Source organism: Staphylococcus epidermidis, assembly GCF_006742205.1.
Taxonomy (GTDB): Bacteria; Bacillota; Bacilli; order Staphylococcales; family Staphylococcaceae; genus Staphylococcus; species Staphylococcus epidermidis.
Window position 1 is genome coordinate 599,426 of the sequence record NZ_AP019721.1, and the last position, 20,359, is coordinate 619,784.

The following is a 20,359-nucleotide window of genomic DNA, read 5'->3' on the forward strand; positions in this document are numbered from 1 at the left end:
TACGCTCCTATACTTTTTAATGATTATACTACGTTAAAACAAATTATGAACAAAATCACACTTGTTCATATTGAGTTCATATTTTCCTCTTAAACTTAACATATAAAGAAATGGGAGAGGATATCAATGAATCTAGCTTGGAAAGAGATTAAATTTTATAAGTTCAGATTTATATTAATCATGTTCATTATTTTTCTAATGGCGATTATGGTTTTATTTATCAGTGGACTTGCTCAAGGCCTAGCACGAGAAAATATATCAATATTTGATCAAATTAAAGGTAATCAATTTGTTGTTCAAAAAATGAAAGAACCACAATTAGAAAAATCTATTCTATCACGAAGTAAACAAGACAATATTTCAAAAATTATTGATGAAAAACCTTTTAAAATGGCAGGTAAAACTTTCAAAATCAATGGAAACGAAGAAAACGTGATGGCTATAAATAGCGTGAAAAATCATCAGCCAAATTTGAAATCTGGTCATTATCCTAAAAATGGAAATCAGATAGCAATAAATGAAAAACTAACTGCAGAAGGTCTTTATTTAGACGATAAAGTTAAAGTCAAAGGTGACGATACAACTTATAAAGTTGTAGGTATATTAAAAAACACGATGTATTCTCATAGTAACATTGTTATGATGGACCAATCCAAAATAGAACAAAGTAGTAATGTCGCAACATTTTATGTTACGAACCAATTATCTAAATCGGATAAAAATAAAATAAATCACATCAAAGGCGTTCAAACAGCAACTACAGACAATATAACAAGTAATATCGCAAGTTATAAAGCAGAGCAAACACCATTGGATATGATGATTATTAGTTTATATATTATAACTGCAATTGTATTGAGTGCATTCTTTTATGTAATGACGATACAAAAGACATCTGAAATCGGTATTTTAAAAGCAATTGGTATAACTACAAAGCACTTATTGACATCATTGATTTTACAAATTTCAATGATTACATTTATAGGTGTAGCTATAGCAGAAGTAGTTATTTTGCTCATCAGTCAAATTTTACCTGTATCTATGCCATTCCATATAGATATGCATAATATAATCATTGTACTTGTCATATTTATGATAGTTGGATTAATCGGTACATCATTATCATTTATTAAGTTAATTAAAATTGATCCTATTGAAGCTATTGGAGGTGGCCAATAATGGGTTTAGTTGTTAAAGATATAAGTAAAACTTTTGGAGAAAAAACCTCAAAAACAGAGGTGTTAAAAGATATTAACTTTGAAGTGAAAGATGGAGAATTCATCATTTTAAATGGTGCTTCAGGATCAGGAAAAACAACCTTATTAACTATTTTAGGTGGTTTGTTATCTCAAACATCAGGTGATGTAGTATACGAGGGGAAATCCTTATTTGAACGACATACTAATAAAGCGCACTTAAGACTAAATGATATTGGTTTTATCTTTCAAGCCTCTCATTTAGTTCCATACTTAAAAGTTTTAGACCAACTTACCTTAATAGGTAAAGAAACTGGAATGTCTAGCAAAGAAGCTCAAGCAAGAGCTAAAGAATTATTAACAAAAATTGGATTAGAAGAGCAACTTAATAGCTACCCACATATGCTTTCAGGTGGACAACAACAACGTGTAGCGATTATGAGAGCACTTATGAATCATCCGAAAATTGTTTTAGCAGATGAACCCACAGCAAGTCTTGATGCTAGTCGTGCTCAAGAGGTTGTTGAAATGATCAGAAAACAAATAAAAGCTAACCAAATGATAGGTATCATGATTACTCATGATGAAAGCTTGTTCAAATACGCTGATCGTATTGTTCAATTGTACGATGGTAAAATAAAAAACAGTTAAAAGGGAAGTAGGATAGAATAGATAGAACAAATGATATTTCACTCTAGAACCCCAACTTGCCTTGTCCGAGGAATTTCGTACTGAAATTCTCTGTGTTGGGGCCCCGAACCCCAACTTGCTTTGTCCGAGGAATTTCGTACTGAAATTCTCTGTGTTGGGGCCTCGAACCCCAACTATGGAATTGTTGTATATCACATTTAATTTACTATAATTTAAAGAAGCTTGCGACATGTTTGTGTCGCAAGCTTCTTTAAATATATTCAATTTTGCTAAGAGGGATTTATATGGTTTGTAGTATTGCAAGCCAAAACAACATAGCGAAATAAATAGTAAGTATTGTTTTATATTGATACATTAAACCCAAAAAGTCTATAATCATAGATTGTGCCAAAAAGTGGTATGGTGTACGACTTCCAATACCATCGAAAGAAAGATGAGCTTTTTTAGCAAATTTAAGCGCTCTTAAAACATGAAATTGACTTGTTACACACAACATCTGACTTGAAGTAGGCATCATCGAATGAATGATAGATTTAGAGTATAAGAAATTGGTTCGTGTATTCGTGGATTGATTCTCCATAAATATATGGTTTTCCGGAACGTTGTGAGCTATAAGGTATCTTTTCATCGCAAGTGCTTCTGAAATTGGTTCGTCAGGACCTTGGCCACCACTTACAATGATGATAGGTTTAGTCCGTTGTGAATGATAAACAGATAAAGCTTTATCAAGTCTTGCAGCAAGAAGCGTAGTCACTTCTTCAGAGAAAATTCCAGCTCCAAGCACCATAATTAACTTTACGTGTTTATAATATTGATGATTTTCAAAAGCTGTAGACCAAGATAAGTATCCGATAAATGAATAAATTGTACTAAATGCAATGGTAGCGGCCCATAAAGCTAAGCTATTAATGATAATTAGGGGAATAGTACTTATATATAAACAACTCACAGCAAATAGCCCCACAGTATAAAAATGATGACTAAGTTGTAAAATAAAAAAACGTCCTGTTTGCAACTTGAAAATATAACGATGTTTAATCAACAACAGTATCATTGCTACAATTACAATGATAAACATATCATATGGTATTGATACAGTTACCATATGATAAGTCATCATAACAAAACCAATGATGTTATATAAGATGAAACTAAATAAATTAAGAGTAAACGATTGCTTCGTATATAATAAAACAATAAGTAATAATTCGATTAGAAAACATAAAAAAAGTAACATTGTTTTGATACCTCAGTAGTTATATTACTTATAAATTTAGCTTATGAAATTATAATTAGCAATGTTTATGAATATGGTAATTTTAATACATATTTATGGTTTAAATTTTAAGGTATTATTGCTATGATTTAAAAGGATTAAACATAATTTTTTTATATAAATCGTTTAGATTAATTAGGAGATAAAAATGGTAAGAAGAATAGAAGATCACATCTCATTTTTAGAAAAATTTATTAATGATGTTAATACATTAACGGCAAAGTTACTTAAAGACTTGCAAACTGAGTATGGCATATCAGCTGAGCAATCTCATGTGTTAAATATGCTTAGTATAGAGGCGTTAACTGTGGGGCAAATTACAGAGAAACAAGGTGTTAATAAAGCTGCTGTTAGTCGAAGAGTCAAAAAGTTGCTCAATGCTGAATTAGTTAAATTAGAAAAACCTGATTCCAATACTGACCAACGTCTTAAAATAATTAAATTATCTAATAAAGGAAAAAAATATATTAAAGAGAGAAAAGCGATTATGAGCCATATTGCTAGTGATATGACGAGTGACTTTGACAGTAAGGAAATTGAAAAAGTTAGACAGGTTTTAGAAATTATCGACTATCGTATACAATCTTATACTTCTAAACTTTGATAGAATCAGTGAAAGAGTCTATACAGTTAGAGACGAATAGGAATATAATAATATGAGTGAGAAAATAAAAAAATGAGACTAAATCTGTATGTTTTTGATTAGCGTTTATTTATATAATTTAGATAAGTCTGTAACTTTCTTTTAATGGAATTACAATGAAAACTACATGTAATGGAAATTGTATTTTATTATTGCTAAATGTAAAATATATCGAGTAGGTAATGTGTTTATGAAATGTAAATATAATCATAATGTAGTGAGATGAGTAGAGGTGATAAAATGAGTCAATGCCCAAATTGTGGTCATCAAGTGAAAGATGATACATCGCAATGTCCAAACTGTGGGCAACTATTAACTAAGAAGAAAAAAAGAAAGATTAAAGACCAATCATCTCAATCGAGTAATGAGAATTCTACCAATATACGTCTTCGTAAAATTGTGCCGATAGGTATTAGTGTATTTATCTTAATACTTATTATCGTGTTATTTTTCCTTTTAAGAAATTATAATTCGCCTAATGCACAAGCTAAGATATTAGTTAATGCTGTAGATAATAATGATTCACAAAAAGTTGCTACATTATTGAGTACTAAAAATAAAAAAGTAGACGATGTTGAAGCGCAACAATATATTAATTATGTAAAAAAAGAAGTAGGTATTAAGAAGTATATTCAAGATATCAATAATACTGTAGATAAATTGAATAAAAGTAATTCAAGCGTGGCATCTTATATACAAACGAAAAGTGGACAAGATGTACTTAAGATAAGTAAAAATGGTACAAAGTATTTAATTTTTGATAATATGAGTTTCACAGCTCCGACTAAAAAGCCAATTATTAAACCTAAAGTAGAAACTAAATATGAATTTAGAACAAGTGGTAAAAAGAAAACTGTCATTGCTGAAGCAAATAAAAATACACCTTTGGGTGAATTTATTCCTGGTACATATCATTTACCAGCTAAGAAAATTACAGAAAACGGTACATTCAATGGGCATTTAAATTTTGACTTTAGAGAAAGCCACTCTGAAACCGTAGATGTAGCTGAAGATTATGATCAATCATTTATCAATATCAAATTTAAGGGTGCGAATAAATTAAGTGATAAATCAGAAAAAGTTCAAATCAATGACCGTACATTCACTTATTCTCATTCTAAAGAATTTGGTCCTTATCCAAAAACAAAAGATATAACGATTTCTGCAACTGGTAAGGCAAAAGGTAAGACGTTTAGTTCTGAGACGAAAACAATTAGTGCAGACGATTTGAAAGATAATACGAAAGTTACATTGGAATTTGATAGTGATAAAATAAATAGCTATGTTGAGAAGAAAGAAAAAGAAGAAAATAGTTTGAAAAATAAATTAACTGAATTTTTTACTGGTTATGCAACGGCTATGAATTCAGCATTTAATATGAATGATTTTAACTTTATATCGAGTTATTTTAAAAAGAATTCGTCTATATACACATCAATGAAAAGTAATTTCCAAAATCGAACGAACGTGACTATGATATCTCCGCAAGTGTTAAGTGTTCATCGAAACGGACATACTGTAAGAACAACTATTCAACATATCGATCATATTGGTAATTATATAAATAAAGATTATGAATTAGAAATAGATAATGATGATAGTAATATGCAGTTGGTTAAAGAATTATAAAAATAGACTGGATTTTATCAAACATTCAAAATATTTTATTAAAAGGGAGGAGTAAGCTTGAAAAGAGTGTATCAGTCAGAAAATCAATCATTACTTTTTATTGTTATTTTAGGTTCATTAACAGCATTTGGCCCATTGGCTATTGATATGTTTTTACCTGGACTACCTAATATTAGTCATGATTTTGATATTTCTGCATCTACAACTCAGCTTACTATCTCCTTTTTTATGATTGGATTAGCGTTAGGAAATTTTTTGGCTGGCCCCATATCTGATATTACTGGTAGAAAAAAACCATTAATTTTCTCACTGATTATTTTTACTATTGCGAGTTTAGGTATTATATTCGTCACAAATATATGGATTATGATTATTTTACGATTTATTCAAGGATTAACTGGTGGTGCAGGTGCAGTCATCTCAAGAGCCATTGCTAGTGATATGTACTCAGGTAATGCGCTAACTAAATTTTTATCATTATTAATGCTTGTCAATGGCATTGCGCCAATTATCGCACCTGCGCTTGGCGGTATCATTTTAAATTATGGGCCATGGCGAATTGTATTTGTAATACTAACAATGTTTGGGATTGTCATGTTAATAGGAACTTTATTTAAAGTTCCTGAGTCGCTTGAAAAGAGCCTAAGGGAAAGTAGTAACATAGGTACGATGCTAATTAATTTCAAAGAACTTTTTAAAACACCCCGTTTTGTATTACCCATGTTGATACAAGGGGTGTCATTTGTATTACTATTTACTTATATTTCTGCATCTCCTTTTATAGTTCAAACAATTTATGGTTTAACGCCATTAAACTTCAGTATTATGTTTGCTTTTATAGGCGTTACACTCATTATTTCAAGCCAATTAACCGGAAAACTTGTTGACTATATAGATAGATTACTGTTGCTGAGAATCATGTCTACTATACAAGTTATTGGTGTTATAATCGTATCACTAACTTTACTCAACCATTGGACTTTTTGGATACTTTCTTGTGGCTTTGTGATTTTAGTGGCACCAGTTACAGGGATTGCAACGTTAGGATTTTCGATAGCAATGGATGAGAGTAAAGGGGCCAAAGGTAGTTCTTCAAGTTTGTTGGGATTGTTTCAAACTTTACTTGGTGGCGTCATCTCTCCACTTGTTGGTATTAAGGGAGACAGTAATGCGATACCTTATATAATCGTTATCGTTATTACAGCAATAATTCTTATGGTTTTACAGTTGATTAATGTGAAGATATTTAAAAAAGCTAAAATTCATTGATAAAATTGAGTGATTTTTCAATGAGTTTTAGCTTTTTTATCGTTGTAATTTAATTGTATTAGCTAAAAGAACTTGAGCGACCTCTTGAGGAGATTCGATGCATCCATTACGTAACCAATCGATAAATACACCTGCTTGACCACCGACTGAATAAATGATAAACATACGTTTATTATTTATTGAGGTTTCATATCTATTCATGACTTTTTCATAACATGTTTTAGTGGCGTTAATGTAATCTAATGCAATATCTTTATTAGGATATGTTACAAGTGTTGCTCTGTAGAACGCTTCTTTACGTTTAATATATTTGGCTATCAATAAGAAAAATTTATATAATTTTTTTTGATCTGTTTTAATATGATGAAAATCGTTATAGAAAGATTGTAGTAAAGATATATATTTGTTTAAATGATAATTTTGGATCTTATCTAGTAATTGATATTTATCTTGAAAATGATCATAAAAAGTAGAGCGATTCACGCCACTATATGCACATATCATTTTAATGGTTATTTCATCAAAAGGATAGTATTCTAAAAGTTCGATTAAACTTTTTATTATTTTATATTTCGCACGTTGTTTCATATATTCACCTAAATCAAAAAGAAAATTTAAATAAATAAACTCTAAACCAACACAATTATTAAAAATGTTGGTGTATTTTTTATTTACACATCTTTATAATAGATAAAGTGAATTTTAAAAGCAAATAGGAGGGTATATTCATGAAAAAAATGATATTAATCAATGTGATTACTATCATTGTCCTAGTTGTTATTGGTGTGTTAGGCTTTTGGTTCTGGCATAACACAACAAGTTATGTGACAACTGACAATGCAAAAGTTGATGGAGATCAAATAAAAATCTCAAGTCCTGCATCTGGACAAATTAAATCTCTTAATGTTAAGCAAGGAGACAAACTTGATAAAGGTGATAAAGTAGCAGAAGTTTTAGCACAAGGCCAAGATGGGCAATCAAAAGATATGAACATCAAAATGCCACAAAAAGGTACTATTGTTAAAACAGATGGTATCGAAGGTTCTATGACTCAAGCAGGGAACCCAATTGCATATGCATATAATTTAGATGATCTATATATAACTGCTAATGTAGATGAAAAAGATATTTCTGACGTGGAAAAAGGCAACGACGTTGATGTAGATATCGACGGTCAAAAAGCATCAATCAAAGGTAAGGTTGAAGAAGTAGGCCAAGCAACTGCAGCTAGCTTTTCATTGATGCCTTCATCAAATAGCGACGGTAACTATACGAAAGTTTCTCAGGTAGTACCCGTAAAAATCTCTTTAGATTCTAATCCATCTAAAAATGTTGTCCTAGGTATGAACGCTGAAGTTAAAATTCATAAAAATTAAGGGGGTCATTTTATGACAGCGACCTTCATTATTATATATATTGTAGTAGCGCTCATACTCATTGGTTTTATTAATTTCTTTTTAATTAAGCGTAAAAGAAAAAATAAAGACAAAAGAGTGGAACAACGTTCGACAATAGATTCTAAGAGAGAAAGCAATCAATCTAAATTTAAAGCAAGCGATTTAGAACAAACAACTAAGTCAAATACTGATCCAACGCAATCAAACGATATTGAAGATGAAAAACGAAAAAATCACTTTGACTCAGAAATAGATAATGCATCTCAATTTATCAATACAGATAGTAAAGAGGATAGAAACGCGTTAAGCCATAAGAACCAAGAGGAAGATGACGCATCGAACGATGTGTTGAACCCTATCGATCCAAATTCTACTGAAGGTAGAGTTAATGAAAGAATTAAAAATCAAGAGTCTAACTTTATTTTTGGTAAAGGTATAACTAGAGGTAAAATTTTAGCGGCAATGTTATTTGGTATGTTTATCGCGATTCTAAACCAAACTCTATTAAATGTGGCATTGCCTAAAATAAATACAGAGTTTAATATTTCTGCTTCAACTGGTCAATGGTTAATGACTGGTTTTATGTTAGTGAACGGTATATTAATACCTATTAGTGCTTTTTTATTTAATAAATATTCTTATAGAAAATTATTTATTATAGGTTTAGCACTATTTACATTAGGTTCCTTAGTTTGTGCAATCTCATTTAATTTCCCAATTATGATGAGTGGACGTGTATTACAAGCCATAGGCGCAGGTATATTGATGCCGTTAGGTTCTAACGTTATTGTTACCATTTTCCCACCTGAAAAACGCGGTGTGGCAATGGGGACAATGGGTATTGCAATGATATTAGCACCTGCAATCGGTCCAACACTTTCAGGTTATATTGTGCAAAATTATGATTGGAATGTAATGTTTTACGGTATGTTCTTTATAGGTATTATTGCTATCGTAATTGGTCTATTTTGGTTTAAGTTGTATCAAAGTACAACAAATCCGAAAGCAGATATTCCTGGAATTATTTATAGTACGATTGGATTCGGTTCCTTATTATATGGTTTCTCAGAAGCTGGTAATAAAGGATGGGGCTCAACTGAGATTGTAACAATGTTTATTGTTGGTACGGTTTTCATTATTTTCTTTATTTTAAGAGAACTAAGAATGAAAGCGCCAATGTTGAGCTTGGAAGTATTAAAATATCCAACTTATACACTTACAACTATTATCAATATGATTGTGATGATGAGTTTATACGGAGGAATGATTTTACTTCCATTATATTTACAAAATCTTAGAGGATTTTCAGCATTAGACTCTGGATTATTACTATTGCCAGGTGCATTAGTCATGGGAGCATTAGGTCCGGTGGCAGGTAAATTGTTAGATACAATCGGTATTAAACCATTAGCAATATTTGGTATTGGCATTATGACATATGCGACATGGGAATTAAGTAAATTAAACATGGATACAACATATCTCCATATTATGTGGATATATATTGTGCGTTCATTTGGTATGGCATTTGTAATGATGCCGATTATAACTGCAGGTATGAACGCTTTACCACCACGTTTAATTTCTCATGGTAATGCGTTTGTTAATACAATGAGACAATTAGCTGGTTCAATTGGTACAGCTATTTTGGTTACGGTCATGACGACACAACAAACAAATCATCTTTCTGCTTTTGGTGAAGAGTTAGATAAAACGAATCCTGTCATTCAAGACCATATGCGTGAACTTGCCCAACAGTATGGTGGTGAGTCAGCAGCAATGAAATTATTACTCGAACATGTCAATAAACTTGCATCTGTAGAAGGTGTAAATGATGCATTTATTGTTGCTACAATTATTAGTGCGATTGCACTGATATTAAGCTTGTTCTTACAGGGCAAGAAAAAGGCTCAATTATCAGCTGAAAAAGCAAATGCTGAAGATTATCCTTCGCAACAAGATAAATAATTAAGAGATGTAATAACCACCTACGACGTTAAGAGCGTCTAGGTGGTTATTTTTATAAAAAAGACAAATTCTATATTATTTCAATAGAATTTGTCTTTTTCACTTATACAGAAACTTTATGTCTCGGAATCATAAACAAAAGAGATGATTCTCGTATTAAAAGAACATTAAAATCATCTTTATTTAATACGTGGTAAACGATTACGGAAAAACAAACTTACAATCAATAACGCAATACTACATCCAATGAGTATCAGTGCATTGTGAATCGCATCTGCTTCAGTTAATACTTGTTCAGGTGATACTGTTAAATAATATTGTTTTAGAGATTCGGAAATTTTCTGAGCAATTGTATGTATGATATAACTGAAATACAATGTAATGACTAGCATAATAGCTAAAAGTAATATATTGACTACTTTGAGTGCTGTGCGATTAAAAATAATTGTAATTACGGTTATAAACAAACTAATCAGACATAGGACAAAGAAAATATTAAATATAATGATGAGATTATCGACAGACTGTTGTAATTGATCAATATTACCTAAATTTAAATTACCGATTTGCGTAACTGTATCTTGAAAATTTCTTAATTGATGGAAATTTATAGTTTCATTTACAAATGAAATTTTAAATATAGGTTGTTTAAGCATACTATAGCCAGTAATAGCAGTTAATACTAAAACGAAAACTTGAATAATGAGACTTACCCATGAGCGTTTCTTTTTACCATATCTTTTTCCACGATGGATCTCTTGATGTTCAAATTGAGAGTTGAATTGTCTTTGGTTTTGTAATGTTTCAGACATTTAAATGCCTCCTTTAGATGCAAATTTACTAAGTTTATCTTTTTAATTTTATGTCTGTTATAATTGGGTTTAATCTAGTATCCTAAGTATTGATTAAAAAATATTTCTTTAAAATGACATACTTATCATTATATCTTTTTTTAGCAAAGGTATATAGATATTTAAACAAATTATTTCTTAAATTTAAAATTTTAAATAGAGGTAGGTTGATTGATTAATGAAAAATAGAATGATGAATCGCGTGGTTAATAAATATATACTTCATAATAGATCGATATTTTTTAGTAATGATGATGAAGTTAAACATTTTTTAGAAAAGAGAAGTATCGAAAATAGTAAAAAACATCAGCAACCTGCGACACTTAATGTAAAGTCAAATTTAGATAAACTTACTCTTAATAATATGCAAGTGTTTAGATTTAATTTTAGACATGAGAAAAATCAAAAGATACTCTATCTGCATGGTGGATATAATACTTTGCAACCTTCTCCATTTCATTGGAGACTTTTAGATAAACTAACTTTAAATACATTGCATGAGGTCGTTTTACCTATCTATCCAAAGTCACCAGATTATCACTACTTAGAAACGTTCAAAGCGATTCGTGACGTTTATAATCAATTAGTTGAAGAAGTTGGTGCGAGCAACATTGTTATGATGGGGGATGGTTCTGGTGGAGGACTAGCATTAAGTTTTGTTCAATCACTTATCAATGATAATCAAGAAGTGCCTAGAAAGTTATTTTTACTTTCACCGCTTTTAGATGCCACTTTGACTAATCCTAATATTACGAAAACGTTGGAAGAAAATGATATCTTAGTTAGTCGATTTGGCGTTCATCAACTCATGAAATCTTGGACGAATGATTTACCTTTATCAGACGCGCGTATATCACCATTATACGGTACTCTAAAAGGGTTGCCACCTATATATATGTATGGAGGTGGCAGAGAAATATTAAGCCCAGACATGCATGCATTTACTCATGCTCTAGAGGAATGTGGGAACGATGTTGAGTTTAAAGAGTATCCTAAAATGGTGCATGATTTTCCTATCTATCCCATACGCCAATCTCACAAGGTGTTAAAACACATCACTAAATCAATCTTAGAGTAAGAATTGAATAGATTTTTAACTGTATTTTAAAAGTGATGTGAATGTTGTTCTAAAAGGAAGGATGAAGTCAATTACCAATGCTATGCTTATCAGCTAGTGATGTATGAGATAATCATTTTATTTAAACAATAGTATTTATTCAAGTAATGTTTTTATTTTGCTGGTGATATCATATTTACCTTTATTTACATAATAAGTTGATAAAAATGATTCGAATTCCTTTGACTGATTTATTTGGTGAATAATATCTTCTTGTAAAGAGAATTGTTTATGTTGAATTTGTTTTTGATAGTCTTGGCAGTTATCTAGTAAGACATTCTCATGGCAAGTGTCGATGAGTAATAGAAAGTGATCAATCGCTTCTTTTTGGCCTAGAATATAGCTCATTTTCATGGCACGCTTCATCAACTGAGGTGCTGGGCCGTTCATAAACAAATATTGTTGTTCATTTAATTCTGACAATTCGTATTTTACAGTGTCTTTTAAATTCATGAGCTCTATTACTAATTTTTCTTTTATAGACATTATTATTCTCCTTTATATGGTATTCCAATTGAGTGGCCTAATTGTGGTGGCCATTCAATTTTTTCTTGCTTATGAGCATAATCTTGTATAGCATTCAGATAATGTTTTGGAAATGGTGCAGCACGACGTTGTGTCCTATCTATTCCTAACATCATGACCTCATTGGTTGCAACAACTTCTTGATTATCAATTAACATTCTCAGAAAGAAATGAGTTCGTTTGTCATCGTAATTATAAAGGAATAGCTCTATATTGAATTCTTGACCAAGTGTTAATTCATGTAAAAAAGTAGTGTGTGTTTCAACAGTAAAAACTGTATATTGTAGACGGTCTCTCTCTGACCATGATAAACCATGAACCTCATTGAATTTATTAATGACCTCGCTAAAAATAATATTATAATATGCGTCATGCATATGATTATTATTATCTATAGCATCTTCTGTCACAGTTCGGGTTACGGTAAATGTCTTGTTCATTTATTTAACCTCCTTAGTTATAACACTATACTAACCGAAAAGAGCACATACATGTAACATAATTCATGATAAAATGTAATTTATAAAGTATGAGGGGGTAAGAAAGATGACGGTGACCGTTAGATTTCAATCTTTATCGCAACCTCTTACATTAGTTTCAAATGTGAAAGAGATTCCTAAAGATGCAACGATTATATGGTATGATTTTGAAAATGCCACTGATGAAGAAAATGAGTATTTAAAAAATCATTTTGATTTCAATTACTTAGAAATAGATGATGCTATCAATGGTGACCCACGAGTTAAATATAAAGAATATGACGCGTATCAATATATGATATTTCATAGTATTATTAATGATGATTACTCACCAATCTCACTAAGTGTATTTTTAGAAGGTAATGTTTTAGTGACATACCATCACAAACATTTTCCATCATTAAAGCGTGTGGCTCAATACAATGCAGAAAATCATGATAGTGAATTAGATTGTGCAGACATCGTCATTCATATTCTGGATTGTATGGTGGATAAATATTTTAACTTTGTTTATGGTATTGAAGATAAAGTGTATAATTTTGAAGCTAAGCATGTCGATGACCGCTATAGTAAGAGCGTTATGGAAAATGTCTTTCAATTACGTTCGGATTTAATTAAAATCAAACGCGTATTATTTCCGATGCAAGAAGTTGTAGATACAATGAAACAAGAAGGAAATATAATTAAAGATGCCAAACATAGAATGTATATTCAACATATTGATGATCATCTTATTAAACAAAGAAGTGTTATTCGGACTTCTCAAGAAATGACGAATGAGATTCGTGAAAATTATGAATCATTCACCTCATTTAGGATGAATAGTATAATGCAGATACTTACGCTTGTATCTGTTATATTCTCACCACTCACTTTTATTGCTGGTGTATATGGAATGAACTTTGAATTTATGCCTGAGTTGAAATGGCATTATGCTTATTTCGTGTGCTTAACTTTAATGCTAATTATAACAATAATATTAATCATATTCTTTAAAAAGAAAAAATGGTTTTAAAACTATATATAAATAATTTAACAAAGGTAGGGTGTTTTAATGAGTGACTCACAAAGAGAACAGAGGAAAAATGAACATGTAGAAATCGCAATGTCACAAAAAGATGCGCTGGTTTCAGATTTTGATAAAGTGAGATTTGTTCATCATTCCATCCCCAGTATTGATGTTAGTCAAGTCGATATGACAAGTCATACTACGAAATTCGATTTGGCATATCCAATCTATATAAATGCAATGACTGGTGGAAGTGATTGGACAAAACAAATTAATGAAAAATTAGCAATTGTTGCTAGAGAAACTGGAATTGCAATGGCGGTGGGATCAACACATGCAGCTTTGCGCAATCCTAATATGATTGAAACATTTAGCATTGTGCGTAAAACAAATCCCAAAGGAACAATTTTCAGCAATGTGGGTGCCGATGTACCAGTGGATAAAGCTCTACAAGCGGTTGAATTATTAGATGCTCAAGCGCTACAAATTCATGTGAACTCACCTCAAGAATTAGTCATGCCTGAAGGGAACCGTGAATTTGCTTCATGGATGTCAAATATTGAATCTATTGTTAAACGCGTTGATGTTCCAGTTATTATTAAAGAAGTTGGTTTCGGAATGAGTAAAGAAACATTACAAGCGTTATATGATATTGGTGTTAACTATGTTGATGTCAGTGGGCGCGGTGGAACTAATTTCGTTGATATTGAAAATGAAAGACGTTCGAATAAAGATATGAATTATTTATCTCAGTGGGGACAATCTACCGTAGAATCCTTACTTGAGAGTACTGAATTTCAAGATCGATTAAATATTTTTGCTAGCGGTGGCTTACGTACACCACTCGATGCTGTAAAATGTTTAGCATTAGGTGCAAAAGCAATAGGGATGTCTCGACCGTTTTTAAATCAAGTAGAACAATCAGGTATCACAAATACCGTAGACTATGTAGAGTCTTTTATTCAACATATGAAAAAAATTATGACGATGTTAGATGCGCCGAACATTGAGCGTTTACGACAAGCAGATATCGTAATGAGCCCGGAGTTAATATCATGGATCAATCAACGTGGCCTTCATTTAAATAGAAAATAAAAAATGAGATAGTATATTGTAATAATTTCGACATACAAATAAAACGATAATTCCCAAGTGAGATTTATAGGAATTATCGTTTTTTTATTGTTATGCCGAAATATAATGGATTTTTATTATAAAGCTTGTACTTATAATAAAAAAGGTTAATTATTTAACTGAAAAGTTGAATAAAACTCATAACAATAATTACACCGATTAAGTCGATGAGGAAAGCACCAACAATAGGAACTACTAGATATGCTTTAGGGGAGTTGCCAAACTTTTTAGTGATAACATCTAAATTAGCCATCGCATTTGGTGTTGCTCCCAGACCATGGCCAATAAATCCTCCTACCATAACAGCAGCGTCATAATCTTTACCGAGTCCTTTAAATAATATGAAAATCGAGAATAGTACCATAAATACGACTTGTACAAGAACAATTATGATTAGTGGGATAGCTAAAGAATATATTTGAGTTAATTGGATACTCATTAAAGCTAATGATAAAAAGATGCCTAATGAAATATCACCTATTTGTTCGCTCATTTTTAAATCAACGATATCCCAACCAATAAAGTCTGTAGCATTTCTAATAATTACTGCTACAAACATTGAACCAACATACATTGGAATATTAACTCCGGTTAAATCGGTAAAAGTATTGCCAATATATGTTCCTAATGCCATGCAAAATACGAGTATAGAAAATTGTATAAAAAAGACTTGAATAGGTTTATATTTTGTATGTAATGATTGATTGTATTCAACGACACCATAATTTTTAAATGAATCGTCACGATGCTCTGGCTTAAGATCATAGCGTTTTATTAAATATTTAACGATGGGACCGCCAATGAGTCCACCGAATACAAGGCCTAGTGTAGCGGCTGCTAAAGCAGCTGCAACTGCAGAATCTACACCCATATCTTGTAAGGTTTTACCATAAGCTGCAGCATTACCGTGACCACCTTCCATTGACATTGAACCTGCTGTAAGACCTAATAAAGGTTTAATGTTTAAGAGTTTAGCGAGTGATACACCAATAATATTCTGACAAATAGCCATGATTCCACAAAAAGTGAAATAAATCAACATGACTTTTCCGCCAATTTTGAATAGTTTTAATGATGCGCCAAGTCCAATTGTAGTAAAGAAAGCGAGCATAAAGAAATTCTGAATGAACGCCGAATCAAGTTTTATTTTAACGATATTAAATGAATCTAATATAGCCACTAATATTGCAAATAAAAGACCACCAATGACAGGTGCTGGAATACAGATTCGCCTTAAAATAGAAACATGGTTGATTATTGTTTGACCAATTAAATATAAAACACATGCCAAACATAATGTGGTAATTGCATCAAATTCTATCATTTAAAAGCCCCCTTTGTATGAAACCCTTTATAACTAGTTATATTAAAGTAAATCAATGTAAACCTTATAAAGTCCCATAATACACATTATACATACACAAATGAAATAAATCCAGTTTACCAAATAATGATATAAGTATATTAAAAATATTGATTTTTATAATTTGTCAATAAAAGATGGTGTAATTTGAATAAAGACGTGTGTATTAATAAATTAAACTCAGTACCTTGCAATGTATAGTAGTGGATGCTATAGTTAATTTGAATCACTACTGTGTATAGTTTAATACTGTTTATACGACTGAGGAGGTAGATATATGAATGTACAGTTTAAGAAAGGTGCTTTAGAATTAATTGTTCTGCTAATTATTAAAAAAGAAGATCAGTATGGTTATTCACTTGTACAAAATATCTCCAGATATATGACCATAGCTGAAGGTACAGTTTATCCTCTGCTAAGGCGTTTGGTTAAAAGTGGGGAACTGAGTACGTATTATCAACCTTCAACTGAAGGTCCGTCTCGAAAGTATTATCAATTAACTCAACAGGGGGCTGCGAGAGTTAATCAATTAGAGGAGGATTGGAAATTGTTTACGGAAGCTGTAGAACATTTCATTGAGGAGAGTGAGAATGAATGAATAAAAATGATTATTTAAAAGAACTTAAAAAGCATTTGAAACATATGAATAAAGAAGAAAAAGAAGATATTTTGAATGAATACGATACGCATTTTTATAGCGGACAGCAAGAGGGAAAGTCTGAATCAGACGTGTGTAAAGAATTAGGTAATCCAAAATTAATAGGTAAGGAACTTACAGCTACTTCCAGTGTAGAAAATGCACATCAAAAAGTGTCGTTAATGAATATTTCATCCGCAATTGTAGCAGTAATGGGGCTAAGTTTGCTTAACTTTTTTATTGTTATAATACCAGCTTTTTTATGCATTTTGCTCGTATTAACCTTCATCATTTTTACTCTAGCTTCACTAGCTGCACCATTGATGTTGCTCATTAAAGGAATTATGGATGGTTTTCATTCCATTATCTTATATGACGCATTTATGACTGGTTTAATGTTTGGTGTTGGACTCGTACTTGCAGTGGTGACTTACTATCTCATTAAGTGGCTATTTGATGTGACTATGAAATATCTAAAATGGAATATCTCTATTGTCAAAGGAAGTGTACAATCATGAAAAAAATTGCAGCGATAATATTTTTAATAGGCTTGTCACTAATTATTATTTGTAGCGTGGGAGTTTATGCACAAAATAAAAAATTGAGTAAAGACAATCAATATAATAATCAAACAACAAATTTAATGAAAAACTATGATGATAATACTGTGAAAAGTATTTACGTTGATGGAAAAGTAAGTGATATAACTGTGAAAAAAGGTAAACATTTTTCGGTTAAGTCCAAAGGGAATGACAAAAATTTAAACGTAACTAGCAAGGTGAACAATCAACGTTGGGTAATTACAGAGCGTCAAACAAGTCCACATATTAATTTTAGAATACAAGGTAAAGTTAGTAATCACATTACGATTACAGTACCTAAATATATTAAAAACATAGATATTAAAACTAATGCCGGGGATTTAAATATTGTTGGAGTAAATAGTGGCACAGGAAGATTTGATGCTGAATCTGGAGACATTAAAGTTCAAAAAGGACGATATAAAAAGGTGACACTTCATAATGAGGATGGGGATATTCATACGAAAGATATTCATTTTAATCAAGCTAATATTCAAAATGACAATGGGGATATTCAAATGAAACAATTAGACCCTGATATTCCTTTACGTATTAAAAATGAAGAAGGGGATATAAACTTGAATTATAAAAAAGAACTTCATCACACCCAAATCATCACTCGTAATGAAGAAGGGGAAACAGACATCGATCATCGTGTGTTATATAATAGTAAAGTTGAAAATGGAAATAATAAAGTGAAATTAATCAATGAAAATGGAGATATTAAAGTAAAATAAAGGTATTTTTCTAACATTAGCTCAAAATTGAGGAAAGAAGTATTTTCAATAAATAATGAATGGTGTATTTTAATATGCACTTTTTTGCAGATTTTAATTTGAATAAATTTAGAGAAAGGAAGTAGGACTCATGATAATATCCTGCTCCCTTTTTTTATTTCCATGTATCGTCGGGATTTTGAAAATCTGATTTGCGCATTCTAGAGACATATGGATTGCCTTTAACAGTGAAACGTAGTGGTTTATTTGTCCATTCTCCTTTATTAGGAATACCGATACGACCACTTTCTATAATAGTTTTTGGATATTTGCGATGATTGGTATCTATAGATAATTTGCAGTCATTTAAGGTTGAGCCATCAATTGATCGTGGAATATTGAAAGCTTTAGTCCACTTTCCTGGACCATTAGTGAGCTCGTATCCAGATTTTCCACGATTGACGTTCATAGCGCCGATACCTTCATCTGGTTCAATAGCACGAATAAGTACACCTTCTGGTATGCCCTCAGTCCGTGTAACAAAATTGATTAATAAGTGCGTATGCATCACATGTGCATATATCGTGCCACCTTTTTTATATAAAGAAGTCACTTTTGGTGTTATTTTGCCACCAAAACCATGTGCAGCTTTATCTTGTATACCTAAATAAGCTTCAGTTTCTACAATATATCCAGTATATGTTTGATAGTCATCTTGGTAAATAATTTTAACACCTAATAAAGCTTTTGCAGTTTGGGTTGTCTGCTGATTTATAAAGTCCAAATATATCACCTCTCTTTTTTATTAAAAGTATTTACTAAAAAATGTAAAATGTAATATTATGTTTCATATTACTATTTTTATTTAAAATACGTTTTGTTATACTTTTAATATGAGTTTTAATAGAAATAAACTCTTATTAATGTAACAAATAATGTGTTGATTTAAAACACTTGTTTTAATGACAAAATGAAAAGGAGTATATCTAATGAGAGAAAAAGTTAGATTTACACAAGCTTTTAAATTATTTTGGACTAACTATTTTAATTTTAAAGGACGCTCACGTAGAAGTGAGTATTGATTTGCCATGTTATGGCATTTAATTTTTATGATTCCTACAATTATTGGTTACTCTTTTGGAATGTTCTGTTTAATATCAAGTGAAACTTTTAAAAGTAAAGGATTTCTCTTGTTGGGGGTAGGAATTTTTATCTTTTCTTTAATTTATATTTTGATTTATAGTTTAGTTACATTAATACCTAATGTTGCGATATTATCAAGAAGATTCCATGATCGCTCAATGACGATGACTCTTCCGATTATTTTTTATGTTTTCACTGTCATTGTATCAGGTTTTAATTATTTACCAAATATAGATAATTCAGCGGTATTAATATTTATGGGAATTATCTGCTTAATCTACTGGATTGGGTCGATATTAATATTAGTATTGACTTGCTTAGATAGTAAAACAGAGTCTAATAAATATGGACCAAGTCCAAAGTACAATCGTAACGAGACAAATTTCCATGGTGATAATGCTAATCCAGTTGATAAATAAAATTTAAACAATAATATAGCCCGAGACAATCATGATTGTCTCGGGTACTTTAATTGTATTGATAGTTTGTGATTGAATTGAAAATGCCCATGCATTATGCGTGAGCGTTATCAAGTTTAGTTATTATCCTTGTATGGCTTTATATGTATTTCAGCTCTTTTGTTGTCCTCCCTCTGATAACAAAATCTCAAGTTAAGATTTAATTATCAAGTTTACTTATTTTAGTGATACCTAGTTTGTTCTTCATGCTATATGATGATAGAAAAATACATGTTTATAGCAAACCGGAATTTATTAAACGTCATCAAGTCAATAAAAACCAATGAATTTAAGCTTAATATTAATTTCGCAATATC

20 protein-coding genes and 1 pseudogene are annotated in these 20,359 nt (G+C 30.9%); 14 read left to right on the top strand and 7 right to left on the bottom strand.

Translation table 11 applies throughout. The features are described from left to right. Positions 1-126: 126 nt before the first annotated feature. Complete coding sequence (locus FNL83_RS02760; protein WP_001831464.1) at positions 127-1,179, top strand: ABC transporter permease; 1,053 nt, start codon at positions 127-129, stop codon at positions 1,177-1,179. Continuing rightward, complete coding sequence (locus tag FNL83_RS02765) at positions 1,179-1,847, top strand: ABC transporter ATP-binding protein (protein ID WP_001831526.1); 669 nt, start codon at positions 1,179-1,181, stop codon at positions 1,845-1,847. Before FNL83_RS02760 ends, FNL83_RS02765 begins: the two co-directional genes overlap by 1 nt. A gap of 280 nt (positions 1,848-2,127) precedes the next feature. Here the strand turns inward: FNL83_RS02765 and FNL83_RS02770 are convergent, their stop codons facing one another. Continuing rightward, the gene (locus tag FNL83_RS02770; RefSeq protein ID WP_001832886.1) at positions 2,128-3,084 is read right to left on the bottom strand and encodes a YdcF family protein; all 957 of its coding nucleotides are present in this window, start codon (positions 3,082-3,084) and stop codon (positions 2,128-2,130) included. A 187-nt stretch (positions 3,085-3,271) separates the two neighbouring features. Between FNL83_RS02770 and FNL83_RS02775 the strand changes: the two genes are divergently transcribed. From FNL83_RS02775 to FNL83_RS02785, 3 genes are all read left to right on the top strand, one after another. After that, positions 3,272-3,727: a MarR family transcriptional regulator TcaR gene (locus FNL83_RS02775; protein ID WP_001832914.1), complete on the top strand. Its 456-nt coding sequence runs from the start codon at positions 3,272-3,274 to the stop codon at positions 3,725-3,727. Between the two features lie 279 nt (positions 3,728-4,006). Next, the gene (locus tag FNL83_RS02780) at positions 4,007-5,395 is read left to right on the top strand and encodes a glycopeptide resistance protein TcaA (RefSeq protein WP_001831625.1); all 1,389 of its coding nucleotides are present in this window, start codon (positions 4,007-4,009) and stop codon (positions 5,393-5,395) included. 57 nt (positions 5,396-5,452) lie between these two features. Then, on the top strand, positions 5,453-6,664 hold the full coding sequence (locus FNL83_RS02785; protein WP_001831540.1) for a putative multidrug effflux MFS transporter TcaB: 1,212 nt from the start codon (positions 5,453-5,455) through the stop codon (positions 6,662-6,664). 36 nt (positions 6,665-6,700) lie between these two features. Here the strand turns inward: FNL83_RS02785 and FNL83_RS02790 are convergent, their stop codons facing one another. After that, positions 6,701-7,252: a TetR/AcrR family transcriptional regulator gene (locus tag FNL83_RS02790; RefSeq protein ID WP_002438383.1), complete on the bottom strand. Its 552-nt coding sequence runs from the start codon at positions 7,250-7,252 to the stop codon at positions 6,701-6,703. Between the two features lie 140 nt (positions 7,253-7,392). Here FNL83_RS02790 and FNL83_RS02795 point away from each other — a divergent pair, with 140 nt between their 5' ends. Together FNL83_RS02795 and FNL83_RS02800 are read left to right on the top strand one after the other, a co-directional pair. Beyond that, positions 7,393-8,040 carry an HlyD family secretion protein gene (locus tag FNL83_RS02795; protein WP_054828573.1) on the top strand — a complete coding sequence of 216 codons (648 nt, stop codon included), beginning with the start codon at positions 7,393-7,395 and terminating at the stop codon, positions 8,038-8,040. A gap of 12 nt (positions 8,041-8,052) precedes the next feature. Then, positions 8,053-10,029, top strand: a complete 1,977-nt coding sequence (locus tag FNL83_RS02800) for a DHA2 family efflux MFS transporter permease subunit (protein WP_001832918.1) — start codon at positions 8,053-8,055, stop codon at positions 10,027-10,029. 179 nt (positions 10,030-10,208) lie between these two features. Here FNL83_RS02800 and FNL83_RS02810 read toward each other — a convergent pair whose 3' ends face one another. Beyond that, positions 10,209-10,841 carry a hypothetical protein gene (locus FNL83_RS02810; RefSeq protein WP_001831566.1) on the bottom strand — a complete coding sequence of 211 codons (633 nt, stop codon included), beginning with the start codon at positions 10,839-10,841 and terminating at the stop codon, positions 10,209-10,211. Between the two features lie 217 nt (positions 10,842-11,058). Between FNL83_RS02810 and FNL83_RS02815 the strand changes: the two genes are divergently transcribed. Next, entirely contained in the window at positions 11,059-11,958 is a 900-nt protein-coding gene (locus FNL83_RS02815) for an alpha/beta hydrolase (RefSeq protein WP_001831549.1), read from the top strand. 135 nt (positions 11,959-12,093) lie between these two features. Here the strand turns inward: FNL83_RS02815 and FNL83_RS02820 are convergent, their stop codons facing one another. Both FNL83_RS02820 and FNL83_RS02825 read right to left on the bottom strand, forming a co-directional pair. Continuing rightward, positions 12,094-12,483, bottom strand: a complete 390-nt coding sequence (locus FNL83_RS02820; RefSeq protein WP_002438395.1) for a hypothetical protein — start codon at positions 12,481-12,483, stop codon at positions 12,094-12,096. A gap of 2 nt (positions 12,484-12,485) precedes the next feature. Further along, a complete protein-coding gene (locus FNL83_RS02825; RefSeq protein ID WP_002438397.1) occupies positions 12,486-12,962 on the bottom strand; it encodes a thioesterase family protein in 477 nt (158 codons plus the stop codon). Positions 12,963-13,068: 106 nt separating this feature from the next. Here FNL83_RS02825 and corA point away from each other — a divergent pair, with 106 nt between their 5' ends. Continuing rightward, a complete protein-coding gene (corA, locus tag FNL83_RS02830) occupies positions 13,069-14,016 on the top strand; it encodes a magnesium/cobalt transporter CorA (RefSeq protein WP_001832877.1) in 948 nt (315 codons plus the stop codon). A 39-nt stretch (positions 14,017-14,055) separates the two neighbouring features. Further along, positions 14,056-15,105, top strand: a complete 1,050-nt coding sequence (fni, locus tag FNL83_RS02835; RefSeq protein WP_001831537.1) for a type 2 isopentenyl-diphosphate Delta-isomerase — start codon at positions 14,056-14,058, stop codon at positions 15,103-15,105. 154 nt (positions 15,106-15,259) lie between these two features. Here fni and gltS read toward each other — a convergent pair whose 3' ends face one another. Continuing rightward, a complete protein-coding gene (gltS, locus tag FNL83_RS02840) occupies positions 15,260-16,468 on the bottom strand; it encodes a sodium/glutamate symporter (protein WP_001831403.1) in 1,209 nt (402 codons plus the stop codon). 316 nt (positions 16,469-16,784) lie between these two features. On the opposite strand from gltS, the gene FNL83_RS02845 reads away from it, so the two are divergent. From FNL83_RS02845 to FNL83_RS02855, 3 genes are read left to right on the top strand one after another with little or no spacing between them, the layout of a single operon-like run. After that, positions 16,785-17,105 carry a PadR family transcriptional regulator gene (locus FNL83_RS02845; RefSeq protein WP_001831459.1) on the top strand — a complete coding sequence of 107 codons (321 nt, stop codon included), beginning with the start codon at positions 16,785-16,787 and terminating at the stop codon, positions 17,103-17,105. Further along, entirely contained in the window at positions 17,102-17,662 is a 561-nt protein-coding gene (locus tag FNL83_RS02850) for a DUF1700 domain-containing protein (RefSeq protein WP_001831458.1), read from the top strand. The genes FNL83_RS02845 and FNL83_RS02850 overlap by 4 nt, the downstream gene beginning before the upstream one ends. Continuing rightward, positions 17,659-18,462, top strand: a complete 804-nt coding sequence (locus tag FNL83_RS02855) for a DUF4097 family beta strand repeat-containing protein (protein ID WP_001831626.1) — start codon at positions 17,659-17,661, stop codon at positions 18,460-18,462. The genes FNL83_RS02850 and FNL83_RS02855 overlap by 4 nt, the downstream gene beginning before the upstream one ends. A 154-nt stretch (positions 18,463-18,616) precedes the next feature. Here the strand turns inward: FNL83_RS02855 and FNL83_RS02860 are convergent, their stop codons facing one another. After that, positions 18,617-19,225 (bottom strand): DNA-3-methyladenine glycosylase, encoded by a 609-nt coding sequence (locus tag FNL83_RS02860; RefSeq protein WP_001831508.1) that lies wholly within the window; start codon positions 19,223-19,225, stop codon positions 18,617-18,619. 205 nt (positions 19,226-19,430) lie between these two features. Between FNL83_RS02860 and FNL83_RS12185 the strand changes: the two are divergent. Further along, positions 19,431-20,003: pseudogene (locus FNL83_RS12185) on the top strand (DUF805 domain-containing protein). The last annotated feature ends 356 nt before the right edge of the window (positions 20,004-20,359 follow it).

Bases quoted from the DNA above. Each gene is read 5' to 3' on its own strand.
- FNL83_RS02760 (WP_001831464.1), top strand. From the start codon at position 127: ATGAATCTAGCTTGGAAAGAGATTAAATTTTATAAGTTCAGATTTATA.
- FNL83_RS02765 (WP_001831526.1), top strand. From the start codon at position 1,179: ATGGGTTTAGTTGTTAAAGATATAAGTAAAACTTTTGGAGAAAAAACC.
- FNL83_RS02770 (WP_001832886.1), bottom strand. From the start codon at position 3,084: ATGTTACTTTTTTTATGTTTTCTAATCGAATTATTACTTATTGTTTTA.
- FNL83_RS02775 (WP_001832914.1), top strand. From the start codon at position 3,272: ATGGTAAGAAGAATAGAAGATCACATCTCATTTTTAGAAAAATTTATT.
- FNL83_RS02780 (WP_001831625.1), top strand. From the start codon at position 4,007: ATGAGTCAATGCCCAAATTGTGGTCATCAAGTGAAAGATGATACATCG.
- FNL83_RS02790 (WP_002438383.1), bottom strand. From the start codon at position 7,252: ATGAAACAACGTGCGAAATATAAAATAATAAAAAGTTTAATCGAACTT.
- FNL83_RS02795 (WP_054828573.1), top strand. From the start codon at position 7,393: ATGAAAAAAATGATATTAATCAATGTGATTACTATCATTGTCCTAGTT.
- FNL83_RS02800 (WP_001832918.1), top strand. From the start codon at position 8,053: ATGACAGCGACCTTCATTATTATATATATTGTAGTAGCGCTCATACTC.
- FNL83_RS02810 (WP_001831566.1), bottom strand. From the start codon at position 10,841: ATGTCTGAAACATTACAAAACCAAAGACAATTCAACTCTCAATTTGAA.
- FNL83_RS02815 (WP_001831549.1), top strand. From the start codon at position 11,059: ATGAAAAATAGAATGATGAATCGCGTGGTTAATAAATATATACTTCAT.
- FNL83_RS02820 (WP_002438395.1), bottom strand. From the start codon at position 12,483: ATGTCTATAAAAGAAAAATTAGTAATAGAGCTCATGAATTTAAAAGAC.
- FNL83_RS02825 (WP_002438397.1), bottom strand. From the start codon at position 12,962: ATGAACAAGACATTTACCGTAACCCGAACTGTGACAGAAGATGCTATA.
- corA (WP_001832877.1), top strand. From the start codon at position 13,069: ATGACGGTGACCGTTAGATTTCAATCTTTATCGCAACCTCTTACATTA.
- fni (WP_001831537.1), top strand. From the start codon at position 14,056: ATGAGTGACTCACAAAGAGAACAGAGGAAAAATGAACATGTAGAAATC.
- gltS (WP_001831403.1), bottom strand. From the start codon at position 16,468: ATGATAGAATTTGATGCAATTACCACATTATGTTTGGCATGTGTTTTA.
- FNL83_RS02845 (WP_001831459.1), top strand. From the start codon at position 16,785: ATGAATGTACAGTTTAAGAAAGGTGCTTTAGAATTAATTGTTCTGCTA.
- FNL83_RS02850 (WP_001831458.1), top strand. From the start codon at position 17,102: ATGAATAAAAATGATTATTTAAAAGAACTTAAAAAGCATTTGAAACAT.
- FNL83_RS02855 (WP_001831626.1), top strand. From the start codon at position 17,659: ATGAAAAAAATTGCAGCGATAATATTTTTAATAGGCTTGTCACTAATT.